Genomic DNA, 13,870 nt, shown 5'->3' with positions numbered 1-13,870 from the left:
GCGGTGTGGTGAAGCGTCAATAACGATCGTCTATCGACTCCATGGCGAGAGGTGATTTCCTTCGCCGGTCGAGAAGGATCACCCTCCAAGAGCAAGGTCTAATCAATCTCCGAACCGGGTGCCGCGATAGCGCGGCACTCGGGGCGAGATTGGACTAAAAATGGCGCGAAAGAGAAAGATACGGATGTCCCAGGAGAGATACGACATCGTTATTGTCGGCGCGGGTGCGGCCGGTTGCGTCGTCGCGAGTTATCTCGCCGAACACACCGATGTATCGATTGCGCTGATCGAAGCGGGCGACTTGGATCGCGATCCGTTCATCCACATCCCCGCCGGCTTCGCCAATATATTGGTCCACGACCGGCATGTCTGGAAGTATGAGACGGTTCCCCAGCATGGCAAGAAAAGGGCATATCGTTCGGGCAAGGTGCTCGGCGGCGGCTCCTCGATCAACGCGATGTGCTACGTCCGTGGTCAGATACGCGACTTCGCCGCGTGGCAGGATGCGGTCGGCGACACTGGCAAATGGTCGTATGAAGACCTGCTTCCCGTCTTCATTGCGCAGGAACGCAACGACACCTTCCATGATGAATATCACGGCATCAGCGGCGGTTTGGCGGTCCAGTTGCCCAAGGGCATCAACGAGCTGAATCAACATTGTCTCAAGGCGTTCCAGGAATATGGGCTGCCCTACAATCCCGACTATAACGGCGAGAGCCAGATCGGCGTCTCGCCGGTGCAGTCGACGGTCGGAAATCAACGCCGGTGTAGCGCGGTCGACGCTTATCTGCGTCCGTATCTCGCCTCGGGCCGTGTCACACTTCTCACCGGCAAGACCGTCGTTCGGATTCTCGTCGACGACAAGCGGGCTGTCGGGATCGAACTGAAGGATAACGGCCTAGAGAGGATCATGGCTGGCGAGGTCGTTCTGTCGGCCGGGGCCGTTCATAGCCCCAAAATTCTCATGCACTCAGGCATTGGACCGGCCGAGCAGCTCCGGCGACACGGCATCACGGTAGTCGTCGATTCTCCGGGAGTTGGCGAAAATCTCCACGACCACCCGATGGTCCCGGTTCGCGCCTATGTGAAGGGAGATCTCGGCTATCAGGCCGCCGCTCAGGGACTCGGCACAATTAAGGCCGGCCTGCGGTATCTCGTCACCAAGGACGGCCCCGCGTCGGGCAACGGCATTGAGACGGTTACTCACTGGAGCCCGTCAGACTTCGCCGCCGACCCCACGATCCAATGCTACCACGCTCCTATCATTTTGAACGAGCAACTCGGTCCGACAGGCAACCGCTCGGGCGTCACCTTCGAGCTCGTGGTGCTTCAGCCCAAGAGCCGCGGCTGGGTGCGGCTGGCCGACAGCGACCCGACGTCGATGCCCCTCATCAATCCAAACTTCGTCGGCGAGGCGGAAGACTTGAAGGCCGCGGTGGAATCAGTACGGGCGATCCGCGAGGTTATGGCCCAGGAGTCTTTGGCGTCGGTGATCGAGGAAGAGATGGATCCCGGTCCGCATATCCAGTCGGACGCGGAGATCGGCGAATGGGTGAAGCGCGTCGTAACGACGATGTGGCACCCGGTCGGAACGTGCCGGATGGGACAGGATGAGCGAGCGGTGGTCGACGCCAGGCTCAGGGTCCGCGGGGTCGACAGCCTTCGGGTGATCGACGCCTCGATCATGCCGAACATCACCAGCGGCAATACCAACGCGCCAACCCAGGCGCTCGCACGCCATGCGACGGCGATGCTGGTCGAGGATCTGAAGCGCACCTGAGAAGCTCCGGCAAGGCTATCGAACAGCGAAACTGCGCCTGGCTCCGAACTCCGAAGACGACCGGAGGGTCTACAGACGATGTTGAATCGATCAGGCGACGGTTTCTATCGGGCGCTTGTGCCCTTCGATTCCTTCGATGACGTAATGCAGCGAGATCTGTACCGCCCGCTGCCGGAAGACTGGATCATCGCCGTTACAGATGTCAGCCATTCGACCAAAGCGATTGAACAAGGACGGTACCGAGATGTGAATACGGCCGGCGCGGCGGTTCTTGCCGCCATCAGCAATGCACTACCAGACCTACATCTTCCGTCCAGTTTCGGAGGCGACGGCGCGAGCATCGCAGCGCCCGGCGCCCGTTCGTCCGTTGTCAAGGATACCCTGGCAAGAACTGCCGCTTGGGCTGAAGACGTGTTGGATCTCACATTGCGCGTTGCGGTCATTCCGGTCGTAGACATTCGCGCTCAGCACTTGGACGTCCTGGTCGCCCGCTTCGCGCCCTCTTCGAATGTCAGCTACGCGATGTTCGCCGGCGGGGGGCTTGCCTGGGCCGAGCGCGAACTCAAGGAAGGCAGATACATCGTTCCACGCGCGCCTTTCGGAGTTTCAGCCGACCTCACAGGTCTCTCGTGCCGATTTGCCCCGATCGATACCAAGAACGGCATCATTCTGTCTCTTATCGTCATTTCGCGCGATGATCCGGCTTTGTTCGCGGAAACTATAAAGGAGCTCCTGCAAACGCTTCGTTCCAACGATCTCGACCTGCGTCCGCTGCCCGCCGAAGGTCCGCTTCCCGCAATGACGGGCGACTATCTTGATCATGCTATCAAGGAAAGCAGGCGGAAGATGCTCTTTGCGACCTGGGTCGCGGAGTCCCGGCGCGCCGTTCTGGCTTGGGTAGGCGCCCGGTCGGGGCCTCCGATTGAAGGCTTTGATGAAGCGCGGTTCCGACGTGAGCTTGTGGAGAATACAGATTACCGAAAATTCGATGACGGCCTGCGCATGACGGTGGATTGCTCATCCGAGCTCGCCGATGCGATAGGCGCGCGCCTGGAGGAGGCCCAGCGACGAGGCGCCTGCTTTTTCGGGACGCACCGACAGAAGGCTGCGAATCTGACGTGCTATGTGCCATCACCCACGAGACCCGATCACGTGCACTTCGTTGATGGTGCTTCCGGGGGATATGCCTTCGCCGCGGCCAACTTGAAGCGTAATGTCGCCAGTTTCTCAGAGGATTCGTGACTTGGCCGCTCACGTCAACCATCAGACCTTCGGGCAATTGCGCTTCGGTTGCCATTGCAGAGCGCACAGCGACGGCCATCGTTGTTTGGAGATTGGGTGACCGGCCCGCGCGCGCTAAACAGGTCGTTTCAGACATCCTGCCGGGCATTGCGCTCGCCGGCTGTCCGCCGATAGTCGCTCGGATCTCGCTTGTACGCCTTTCGAAAAGCCCGCACAAAGCTTGAACGGCTCTCGTACCCCGCATTAAGAGCTACGACGTCGATCGGCATCGTCGTCGTCGTCAAATCGACTGCGGCCTGGCGCATCCTCAAGTCCCGCAAGATGGCCATCGGCGATTGTCCAAAGATGGCCGAGAAGCGAGCCATAAATGCCGAGCGGCTCAATCCCGCACTGTGCGCCAAGCTTTGAACTGAATGGGCTGCTCCCGGCCGCGCCACCATATCCGCAAAAGCACGGGTCACCTGCCTGTCGGCAAGTATCGAGAATCGCTCGGTCCACCGCTGGGAAGACCTCAGGGACCGCCGCACCAAAGAGACGACGATCTGCTTGAGAAGAGACGCTGTCATGGCTCCCACGCCGACCTCTTGCTGCAGCAGCTCGTCCATAGCCTCGCGAAGCTTCAAGTCGATTTTGTCAGCCGGCTCGAATTGCTCGATCACTGGTTCGCGGAGTTCTCCGAACAGCCTCACCGATTGACCAAAGGATGCGTTAAAAAAGCCGCATACCTGGACGATTTCGGGTCGCTCATTCGGCGCTGCGACGCGGAGAATGCCTTCCTGATGGGTCCAGCAGTCTTTCGAAATGAGCTTCGGTGGGCCGCTCCCACCGTCAACCTCGATCATGAAGGGAGTGTTTGGCGGCACGATGATGAGCAAATGAGGGCTCAACGGTATCGCTGGTCCGCCGTTGATCGATATGTGTCCCACGCCACTCAAGTTGTAGTGGATTCCGGGTACGTCAATCGTCCCAAATTTCACCCGGTGGCCGTGGGGCACCAGGATCTCGGTCAGCGCGATGACATCGATGTCGAGCGCCTGCATTAGGTTGTCGAGGTCCGTTGTAGACAATTTCACCGTGGACCCCGTGGACAGCAACACGTTCTGCCTGGTGAGTGCGTGCTTTGGAACCGCTTTCGTGTGCATGAGACCGGCCCTTTATTGCTGGCTACTGGCGCCGATAGTGCTCCTACGCCTGTTCTCCAAGGATCAATGGGAGCGTCGCCATTCTCGCTCCTACCACTGCTCGGCCTTCCTCCCGTGCCCGATGGCGCAATCATGATCAGAGTACCGGAGTATGGAAGTGAAACGTTTGCAGATCAATCCTGAACCGCCTTCAGGTCGAGATGCTGCGACGAGTCTTCGACGCCACCATCGAAAAGCGCGGCACGCGATGAACGCGCCAAGAAAGCTGTCATGCGGGATGAATGGCAAGGACCTAGGATGACGACTTCAGCGAATCCGTATCGATCGGCAGGCTGCGTACACGCTTGCCGGTCGCGGCGAAGATCGCATTGGTCACTGCAGCACTCACGATGGCTGTCGGAGCTTCACCAATGCCGCCCGGAGCCTCTGCGTTCTTGATCAAGTGCGTCTCCACCACCGGGACCTCGTCGATACGCATCGGCAGATAGCTGTCGAAATTGCTCTGCTCGACCCGTCCATCCTTGAAAGTGATTGATCCATGGAGAGCGGCGGTTAGGCCGAAAAGCGTGCCGCCTTGAATCTGTGCTTCGATTGTATCCGGATTGACGTACATGCCGCAATCAATCGCACAGACGATGCGCCTGACTTTGACAGAGCCATCGACGCCGACGCTGACCTCGGCGACTTGCGATGTGTAACTTCCGTATGCGAACTGTACCGAAATTCCGCGGCCATGCCGCGTCGGAAGGGGGGATCCCCATCCCGCTTTTTCCGCTGCAAGCGACAGAACAGCGAGCGCTCGCGGATTGTGGCGAAGTAATCTCTTGCGATAGGCGAGGGGGTCTTGTTTCGCGGCATGAGCGAGCTCATCGATGAAGCTTTCGACCACAAAAACGTTGTGAGTCGGTCCGACGCCGCGCCACCACGACGTCCGGACACCAGGGGGCTCGACACGGACGAAGTCGACGTGGATATTGGGCAGTGCATAGGGCGGGTCGGCCGCCGCTTCCACGGCATCGGGGTCCAATCCGTCCTTGAAATAAGGGGGATAATAGCGCGCCATGACCGAGGAGCCGGCGATCCGATGCGTCCAGGCGACCGGCTGGCCAGTCGTATCAAGTCCTGCCGACAGCCGATCAAAATAGTAGGGCCGATACATGTCGTGCTGGATGTCTTCCTCGCGGCTCCAGATTACCTTCACCGGGCCGTCGACGTGCTTGGCGATCTTGACGGCGAGAATCGTGCCATCGGCTTCCAGCCTTCGACCGAAGCCGCCTCCAATCAGATGATTGTGGACTTTGACCGCATCCTTTGGCAGGCCGGTGAGTTCGGCCACTTGGGACTGCGTGATCGTAGGCGCTTGCGTACCGACCCAAATGTCGCAACGATCCTTCCGCAGATGAACAGTACAGTTCATCGGCTCCATCGTCGCGTGGGCCAGGAAAGGCACCTGATAGACGGCGTCAACCCGTTGCGCAGCGTCCGCAAGCGCCTTTCGGGCATCGCCGACGTGACGGGCAACAGCGCCCGGCTTCTTCGATTCTTCCTCCAGTTGCAGTACGATATCGGCACTGCTGATCTTGCTGTTCGGGCCATCGTCCCACCTGATGGCGGCGGCCTCGAGACCCTTCTTCGCCGCCCCCATGTGATCCGCCACCACGGCGACGGCTTCGCCGATATTGACGAACTGCCGGACATTCTTCACCGCCAGTGCGGCCTTCTCGTTCACCGCCTTCACCTTGCCACCGAGCACAGGCGAAATAGCAACCGCTGCGACCTTCAAGCCCGGCAGTCGCGTATCGATACCGTAGAGCGCGCGTCCGTCGACCTTTATCGGAGAATCCACGCGCTTGGCGCGAGTACCGATCAGCGTGAAATCCTTCGGATCCTTCAATTTGACGTCAGCCGCCGGCGGCACAGGCAATTTCGCAGCAGCTTCCGCAAGCTCGCCATAGCTCAGATGCTTCGAACCCGAAGCGTCGGACACGACGCCGTTGCCGGCGCGACAAGTCGCCGGATCGACATTCCACCGCTTGGCGGCCGCCGCAATCAGCAATTTACGACCTACCGCGCCCGCCAGGCGAAGCGGTGTCCAGAAGGCGCGGATGGAGGCGGAACCGCCCGTATTCTGGATGCCGATGATCGAATTGACGTAAAGCGCATGATTTGGCGGTGCATGCTGTACCTGAATCTGGTCAAGCCTCACTTCCAGTTCTTCCGCGAGAAGCATCGAGAGCGACGTGTAAACCCCTTGTCCCATCTCGACCATTGGCATGATCAGGGTCACAGCGCCGGTCGGATTGATCCGAATAAATCCGTTCGGCGCGAAGGTACCCGTGACCTCGTTTTCGACCACTCGTGACGCAGGTGCCGCGAACACAGGCTCCGTGCCGGCACCGCTCAGCGCAAAACCGAGCAGCAAGCCTGCGCCCCGAACAAACGCGCGCCGTGAAATTGCCATGTCGTCTTCGGCGCGGTCCTTCAGAATCGGCATATCCATGAGCTCAAACTCCCGCTGCTTGCTTGATAGCCGCACGGATGCGCTGATAGGTGCCGCAACGGCAGACATTCCCCGACATCGCCGCGTCGATATCCGTGTCGCTCGGCTTCGGAGTGTTTTTGAGCAATGCCGCCGCCGACATGATCTGGCCGGACTGGCAGTAGCCGCATTGCACGACCTCCAGATCCAGCCAGGCCTTTTGCAACGCGGCTCCTTGCGGCGTGCGGCCGATCGCTTCGATGGTGATGACCGCACTGTTGCCGATGCTATCGATCGACGTCTGGCAGGATCGGACCGGCTGACCATCGACATGCACGGTGCACGCGCCGCACAGCGCCTGGCCGCAACCAAACTTGGTCCCGGTCATGCCGAGCACGTCGCGCAGCACCCATAACAAAGGGATATCGCCGTCGACATCGACCTCATGAAGCGAGCCATTGATCTTGAGTGTGAAAGCCATGAATGCCTCTTGAGCACGCTGGGAGTGAGCAGTGAGCCAATCAACATCACTCATGAATCCGCGAAAGTGGTGCGGATTGATCGCAATACGAGGCGAAGCTTTCCAATAGCCAGTATGTATGGTGTCTATAGCAATGAGGAATGCAGCCACGACGCTCCGGCACGAGCGCTGCAGCGTTCCACATTACTTGCGAACGATGTACTTTAACTGCTGGACAGCGTCGTCTTGCGCTTCCGAAGGTCCAGCGTCGCCGAGCCGGTCGCGAAGCTTGGGGTTTCCGTGGCTTTCAACGGCGCGATTGCGGAGGGCGCTTCATAGTTAAAAGCTCAGTCACATCATGTCGGTCATCGGCCGACGAGATCGCTACTGTCAGGAACTTCCCGTCTGGGTATGTTTTGGCTTCATCATAAAGCTTGATCAACCGCGACCGCCACACATATCGCCGCTCTTCAAATTGTTCTCGTTCCGCTCTTCCCAAGACCACCACAGCCGAAAACCGCTTGTATTCAGGCAGGAGAGTGCAGAACGCTTTTGTCTTCTTGTAGCGCAGCGACCAACCGCGTTTCTTGCCGCCATAGAGCCATTCCGGCGCGAAAATGCCGGGGTAGAACTTCTCGATCCAGTTCTGGAGGTGGGTCCAATGCTTGAACGCACCCGGTCCGATCCAGTCGCGGACAACGCTGTCATCGGGCGAGGCTGATTTGTCGGTGATCCTGTCACCGACCTGGGGGGACTGTTCCATACCTTTCCTTTCACTGCGATTGGCGGCTCTTCCTTGAGCTTGCGCGCAAGTTGCGTTGCCGTGTTCCTTACGAGTGAACTTATGTTGCACTAGATATTTCTTCCGTCGCGGAATCAGAAGTTTTGCCGGGGGCCCCTCTTCGCCAATTGCGCATGGGCGAGCTGCCCGTCAATGGTGGTGTCTCGCGGGCGGATTTGCGGACACGCATTCGGGACTTCTTGTTGCTCCCTTCAGGACAGGACTGCGCTTGTTGACAGGCGATTGTGGTCTGTCCAGCGGGTCGTTCTTCGTTGGGTGGGGCGCGTCCGCTTGTCGCGGACCGGGCTCTCGTGAACCGAGCCGCATCCGTCTCGGCCATCCGGTTCGATCCCTCGCGCAAGTAAGAAATAGATAATAATGAGTCGCTCGCCGGAGGCACTCGCCCGCAGGCCCCGCCGTCATTGCATGCCGGCGTCGTTATCACTGTCCCGCGCTCGGGTGCCTTGTTAACCGGTCGCGCGACCGCAGTCGCCTCGGTGCCCGCGTGCATTGCATGCCCGCGTCGCTATCACTGCCCTGTCGTCGGCTGCTCTTTGATCTTGTCACTCTTGGCTTGATTTCACTTCTTTCGGGTTGCGCAGCGTTCTCATCGTCGAGGCTATGGGCGCTGCCCCTCGCGCGCACCAGGGTGAAGCGCCGGCTTGTGCCGGCGCCGACCCGAGCGGTCTCCCCGGTCTTCCGCGCTGTTCTCGCTCTGACAACGTTGGACGACATGGACGCACGCTTGTGCAGACCCGCTTCTTGCGAAGCGGCCCTCATCGGGCGGGCGATACCCCTCCACTCGGGTCGCCCTGGCACTTGCTACCCCCGGTCTCGCCGACGGGCAGGGGCGCAGGCGCGGAGTGCGCCCTGCACCCATGGAAGCAAAAGGAAGAATGATCATGTCGGCCAAAACATTTGGAATACCTGATGGAACAGAGGTTCGCATTCCGCTCGGCAAGCTCAAGAAGTCGCCGAAGAATGCGCGCAAGATGCCGCACAGCGAGGCGGCGATCGAGGCCTTGGCGGCGAGCATCGCCGTCAAGGGCATCCTGCAGAATCTGGTGGTTGAACCGGAGGTCGATGGCGAGGGGGCGGCTACCGGGTTCTTCTGCGTGACCATCGGGGAGGGCCGTCGGCTGGCTCAGCTGTTGAGGGTCAAGCGCAAGGAGATCAAGAAAAATGAGCTGATCCGCTGCGTCATCGATACCGCGAACGATCCCCACGAGATCAGCCTGGACGAGAATGTCACCCGGGAGCGGATGCATCGCGGCCGACGAGTTCGACGCGTTCCGGAAGCTCGCGGATGAGCGCGGGCTCGGTGCGGAGGAGATCGCGGCCCGCTTCGGCGTCACCGCGCATGTGGTGCGGCAGCGCCTGCGGTTGGGCGCGGTTTCGCCCAGATTGGTGCAGCTCTATCGCGACGGCGATCTGACCCTTGAGCAGCTGATGGCGTTTGCCATCACGGATGATCATGCCCGGCAGGAGGCCGTCCATGAGCGCCTGCCCTTCGACCCGGATGCTGCCACCATTCGCCGTCTGCTCACCGAAACCCACGTTCCAGCCACGGATCGGCGGGCGCGTTTCGTCGGGCTCGAGGCTTATACGGAGGCGGGCGGCACGGTGTTGCGCGACCTCTTTACCGAGGATCGTGGCGGCTATCTGGAAGACGTCTCGCTGCTCGATCTCTTGGTGACCGCAAGGCTCGGCCGCGAGGCAGATGCCCTGCGGGCGGCCGAGGGATGGCGGTGGACGGAAGCCCATCTCGACTTCCCGCATGCCCTTGGCATGCGCCGCGTTTACCCGCATCCGGTCGAGCTGTCGGCGGAAGATCAGGCCTCCCTTCAGGCGGTTCAGAGCGAGTTCGACCGGCTGACCGAGCAGCATCAGACGGCCGAGGAACTGCCCGACGACGTGGACGCGCGGTTCGGCGAACTGGAGGCTGAGATCGAGCGGCTGGAGGCGAAGCGGCAGGCCTACGATGCCGCCGACGTCGCGCGCGGTGGTGCCTTCGTGGTCCTCAATCACGACGGTACGGTGCGGGTCGAGCGGGGTTTCATCCGTCCGGAGGACGAGAAGCCCGGGGCCGAAACCGATCCGGAAGGCGGCGCCGAGGCGCGAGATGAGGACGATCGGGATGGCGAGGAGGGCGCGCCGGATGACGAGGACGACGAGGGCGCGAGCGATGAGGAAGACGAGAACAAACGGCTATCCGACGCCCTTGTTCGCGACCTGACCGCGCACCGGACCTTGGGGCTGCGGCTCAATTTGAGCGAGCAGCCTGATGTTGCCATCGTGGCGGTTACCCATGCGCTCGCCGCGCAAATCTTTTATCTCGGAGCGAACGCGCATGTGGTCGGCATCCAGCCGGTGCGGACCGATCTGGCTACGCACGCAGCCGGGATCGAGGACACACCGGCCGGAAAAAGTTGGTCGGATCGCCATGCCAATTGGGCGCGGCAGATGCCCAGAGACGTCGCCGGACTGTGGGAGTTCGTGGCCGAGCTCGACCACGACAGCCGCATGGCGTTGTTCGCGCATTGCGTTGCGCTCACGGTCAATGCGGTCAGATTGCCGTTCGACCGGAGGCCGCGCGCGCTGGCGGCGGCCGGCCGTTTGGCCGAGGCCGTCGCCCTCGACATGACCGCCTACTGGCGCCCGACCGTGCGCAGTTATCTCGGTCGCGTCACCAAGGCGAACATTCTGGCGGCGGTCCGCGAAGGCGTCGGCGAGGAGGCGGCCGAGCGGCTGACGGACATGAAGAAGGCCGACATGGCGCAGGCTGCGGAGCAACTATTGGCGGCGACCGGCTGGCTGCCGTCGGTGCTGCGGGCGGCCGTGCCGCAGGAGCAAGCCGACGCGCAAAGCGAGGCGGAAGGCAGCGAATTCCGACCGGAAGCCGCGGAGTGAGACCAGTGCCGGGACCCGCTTAGGCGGCCCCGGCGGGCTCAAAAATTGCGGCCGCGCACCTGACGGCGCGCGGCCGATTCCATGGATGCAAAGCGGCGACTCCCCACGCAAGAGCTCCCTCCGATTGGGGGCGGATGACCCGTCTGATCTACGCCGATTGCTGTAGCCAGGGAGACTGTATGGCGCCTCCTTCGACCTTCACCAGCGAGGCATAGATCGGGGCCGGGAAGCAGGGATCGTGCCTTGATTGCGACTATAGAGGATGCAGCCGGGCGGACCGTTCCGGCGGTGTGACCGGTGTCCTCTGCGAACATGTGGCCCGGTTCTTCGCGTTGATCCCGATGCGCCCTCGTTGCAATTGATGGGCGGGCATCGGCTTATCTTCCACCGATTCAGCCGTTGTCTAATGCTGTCACGTGGGGCGATCGCCATGAAAATCTCCGTCAGTCCGGTCATGGGCTCGCGTCCAACGCAGTCACGATTGGGCTGATCAAGCCCGGGGGGGACGGCAAGCGCCTCGATCGCCTTCCCGCAACGGCTCACGCCTGCTTTTTTCCCCTGCCGCGAAGGGGGCGGCATTCCTCGCGGGAAGACAAAAAAGCAGGCTTTCGCCGTCCTTCGCTGGCGCTGCGGGCCTAAAGGCTGCGGGCCGATCGCTCCCCGGGCAAGGGATCGCCATCGAGGCTGCGATGGACGCGGCCCGAGCAAAACAGACGGAGATTATCATGGCGACCATCGGCACTTTCACCGCTTCCGACAACGGCTACACCGGCTCGATCAAGACGCTGACGCTCAACATCAAGGCCAAGTTCACGGCATCCGAGAAGGACAACGACAAGGCTCCCGACTACCGGATCTTCGCCGGCGCGACCGAGTTCGGCGCCGCCTGGAAGAAGACCGTCCGCGACAGCGATCGCGAATACCTCTCGGTCAAGCTCGACGATCCGAGCTTCCCGGCCCCGATCTACGCCTCGCTGGTGAAGGTCGAAGGTGAGGAAGGTTTCAGCCTGATCTGGTCCCGCCGCAGCGGCGACTGATCGGCCGCAACCATCGGCCCCGCCTCTTCGGAGGCGGGGCTTTCTTGCGTTTCTTGCGCCGCTTTGGCGAAGGCTGAAGGGCATTTTGCGATCGGAAAAGGAGGCTTCGCATGGGGAAAAATGCGGCTGATGGAAGGGGTTTGGCATAGCATTTTGGACCGGTCGCTTGGAATTTTGCGGCCGATCGGTCTGTAATTTTCGATCCAGGGGCGCGATATTTCGTTCGTCTCTCAGGCAGGAATGACGTCGCTGCGCGTGCACTCTGAGCTCGAATTTGCCGTCCGTTTGTTGAGCGAAAGGGCTGTATTTCAGGCCGTTCCTAGAAACGCGCTACGGCAGAGAGAGGAAGCGAGAAGGGGTGAGGTGAAGCGCAGATAGCAAGCGATTGGGAGGGCTCTTCAAATCGGGCTTTGAGATACCGGTGCACGGGGATAGCGCGGCCGTGGCCAAATCCGGAGCCTGGTGCAACGACTTGGAAGGTCGTTGCAATAAGGGAGAGCTCCGATGAAACTCTATGTTGGATTGGACGTCGGCCTTGAAGAAACCAGCGTTTGCATCGTTGATAGCGAGGGTCTCACGGTCCGCGAAGTCAAGGTCAGCACCGAGCCAGAGGCGATCCGCTCCGCGTTGGAGGGCTACGCGGATCGCCTCGATAGGGTGGGGGTTGAGGCGTCATCGCTAGGTATCTGGCTGTATCGCGAACTACAGGCAGCCGGCCTTCCAATCATTGTCGCGGAAGCGCGCCATATGCGCGTTTCGCTATCGACGATGCGCAACAAAACTGACCGAAATGATGCGCGCGGCATCGCGCAGATGATGCGGCTGGGCTGGTACCGCGCCGTCCATGTCAAGAATATCGACATGCAAAAAATGCGCACGTTGCTGACCAACCGGAAGCTGCTCAAGCGCAAATTGGTCGACCTCGAGAACCATGTTCGCGGGGCACTGCGGGCCTATGGATTGCTCGTCGGAGCGGTCGCCCGGGGGGCTTACGAAGCTCGGATCCGCGAGCTGATCGAGCACTGCGGCCCGGTCTTTGCGATGTCCATTGAGGTCATGCTGGACGTGCGCCGCGCGCTTCTCGAGGGCTACGAACGGCTGCATCGCGTGCTGCTGCAGGTGGTCCAGCATGATCCCGTTTGCCGCCGTCTGATGACGGTTCCAGGCGTCGGTCCGGTCGTCGCCTTGTCCTTCAAAGTTGGCGTTGATGACCCTCATCGCTTTGCCCGATCACGCACGGTGGGCGCCCATTTTGGCCTGACGCCGAAGCGCCACCAATCTGGAACATCGATCGATTTTGAGGGCCATATCAGCAAACAAGGCGATATCTCCGTGCGAGAGGCGCTCTGTGAGGCGGCTGCCAGCCTGCTGCTCCGGGTCAGAAAATGGTCGGCACTGCGGGCATGGGGCCTGCGGATCGCCAGGCGGTCGAGCATGCTGTGCGCGATTGCCGCGGTGGCGCGGAAACTCGCATGCATTCTGCATCGGATGTGGGTTAGCGAGACCGATTTCCACGTCGGATTCGGTGCCAAGATCACGCAACGGCTGCGCTTAAAGCCTGCGCAATAGCCTCCGCGCCGGCGAGCCAGGAAAGCGCTGGGGACACGCCCCAGCATTGTTGAGGAGGAACGAAGCTAGAGATCCGCGCGCGCGGTGAGCGTCCCCTGGCGGGGCCGCGAAACGGGGAATGTCCGCTATCTCTTGCCTGCTGCCGCCCTTCGGGGACGAGAGCGCAAAACTGCTTGGACGGCCCTGTTTACGAACCTGGTGAAGAGCATGCGACGGCCCAAGTGCTGAACGCGAAGGAACGCATGGACCCCGCCTGGTGAATGCCACTGCAACGCGGTGTGGTGACGTTTGTGCGTCGTGGATGGAGGGAAGCAGCGATGCTTATTCTGCGAGGAGTCGAAGAAAAGCGTAGGAATGAGTTGACTTTGAACGCCCGATTAGGAAGGCAAGATAAAAGCACTGTCGCCGAAGGGCGGCCAAGTGGTTGTCTGCACATCCAAGATTTGTCGCCAAGGGCGCGCTACGTATCA

Annotated in this window: 8 protein-coding genes and 1 pseudogene; 5 read left to right on the top strand and 4 right to left on the bottom strand. The window is 61.1% G+C overall.

The features are described from left to right. The first annotated feature begins 184 nt into the window (after window positions 1-184). The gene (locus tag ACVMB1_RS29820) at window positions 185-1,780 is read left to right on the top strand and encodes a GMC family oxidoreductase (RefSeq protein ID WP_456849512.1); all 1,596 of its coding nucleotides are present in this window, start codon (window positions 185-187) and stop codon (window positions 1,778-1,780) included. A 78-nt stretch (window positions 1,781-1,858) separates the two neighbouring features. Continuing rightward, window positions 1,859-3,022 (top strand): DUF3095 domain-containing protein, encoded by a 1,164-nt coding sequence (locus ACVMB1_RS29815; RefSeq protein WP_456849510.1) that lies wholly within the window; start codon window positions 1,859-1,861, stop codon window positions 3,020-3,022. Between the two features lie 128 nt (window positions 3,023-3,150). Here ACVMB1_RS29815 and ACVMB1_RS29810 read toward each other — a convergent pair whose 3' ends face one another. The 4 genes from ACVMB1_RS29810 to ACVMB1_RS29795 form a co-directional block, all read right to left on the bottom strand. After that, window positions 3,151-4,164 (bottom strand): helix-turn-helix transcriptional regulator, encoded by a 1,014-nt coding sequence (locus ACVMB1_RS29810; protein ID WP_456849508.1) that lies wholly within the window; start codon window positions 4,162-4,164, stop codon window positions 3,151-3,153. Window positions 4,165-4,456: 292 nt separating this feature from the next. Continuing rightward, window positions 4,457-6,664 carry a molybdopterin cofactor-binding domain-containing protein gene (locus tag ACVMB1_RS29805; protein WP_456849506.1) on the bottom strand — a complete coding sequence of 736 codons (2,208 nt, stop codon included), beginning with the start codon at window positions 6,662-6,664 and terminating at the stop codon, window positions 4,457-4,459. A 4-nt stretch (window positions 6,665-6,668) separates the two neighbouring features. Beyond that, window positions 6,669-7,124 (bottom strand): (2Fe-2S)-binding protein, encoded by a 456-nt coding sequence (locus tag ACVMB1_RS29800; RefSeq protein WP_456849504.1) that lies wholly within the window; start codon window positions 7,122-7,124, stop codon window positions 6,669-6,671. A 286-nt stretch (window positions 7,125-7,410) separates the two neighbouring features. Beyond that, complete coding sequence (locus tag ACVMB1_RS29795) at window positions 7,411-7,866, bottom strand: DUF3788 domain-containing protein (RefSeq protein WP_456849502.1); 456 nt, start codon at window positions 7,864-7,866, stop codon at window positions 7,411-7,413. 914 nt (window positions 7,867-8,780) lie between these two features. On the opposite strand from ACVMB1_RS29795, the pseudogene ACVMB1_RS29790 reads away from it, so the two are divergent. The 3 genes and pseudogenes from ACVMB1_RS29790 to ACVMB1_RS29780 all read left to right on the top strand — a co-directional run bounded on the left by ACVMB1_RS29790 (window position 8,781) and on the right by ACVMB1_RS29780 (window position 13,400). Next, window positions 8,781-10,794 (top strand): annotated as a pseudogene (locus ACVMB1_RS29790) (ParB/RepB/Spo0J family partition protein). A gap of 725 nt (window positions 10,795-11,519) precedes the next feature. After that, entirely contained in the window at window positions 11,520-11,831 is a 312-nt protein-coding gene (locus ACVMB1_RS29785; RefSeq protein WP_050421663.1) for a DUF736 domain-containing protein, read from the top strand. 504 nt (window positions 11,832-12,335) lie between these two features. Beyond that, a complete protein-coding gene (locus ACVMB1_RS29780; RefSeq protein WP_456849499.1) occupies window positions 12,336-13,400 on the top strand; it encodes an IS110 family RNA-guided transposase in 1,065 nt (354 codons plus the stop codon). The last annotated feature ends 470 nt before the right edge of the window (window positions 13,401-13,870 follow it).

The organism is Bradyrhizobium sp. USDA 4504 (genome assembly GCF_054063995.1).
The sequence above is the reverse complement of the archived record's forward strand: the minus strand, read 5'-3'. Positions and strand labels throughout refer to the sequence as shown.

Excerpts from the sequence above, each read along its gene's own strand:
- ACVMB1_RS29820 (WP_456849512.1), top strand. The coding sequence starts at position 185 with ATGTCCCAGGAGAGATACGACATCGTTATTGTCGGCGCGGGTGCGGCC.
- ACVMB1_RS29780 (WP_456849499.1), top strand. The coding sequence starts at position 12,336 with ATGAAACTCTATGTTGGATTGGACGTCGGCCTTGAAGAAACCAGCGTT.
- ACVMB1_RS29810 (WP_456849508.1), bottom strand. The coding sequence starts at position 4,164 with ATGCACACGAAAGCGGTTCCAAAGCACGCACTCACCAGGCAGAACGTG.
- ACVMB1_RS29785 (WP_050421663.1), top strand. The coding sequence starts at position 11,520 with ATGGCGACCATCGGCACTTTCACCGCTTCCGACAACGGCTACACCGGC.
- ACVMB1_RS29795 (WP_456849502.1), bottom strand. The coding sequence starts at position 7,866 with ATGGAACAGTCCCCCCAGGTCGGTGACAGGATCACCGACAAATCAGCC.
- ACVMB1_RS29805 (WP_456849506.1), bottom strand. The coding sequence starts at position 6,664 with ATGGATATGCCGATTCTGAAGGACCGCGCCGAAGACGACATGGCAATT.
- ACVMB1_RS29815 (WP_456849510.1), top strand. The coding sequence starts at position 1,859 with ATGTTGAATCGATCAGGCGACGGTTTCTATCGGGCGCTTGTGCCCTTC.
- ACVMB1_RS29800 (WP_456849504.1), bottom strand. The coding sequence starts at position 7,124 with ATGGCTTTCACACTCAAGATCAATGGCTCGCTTCATGAGGTCGATGTC.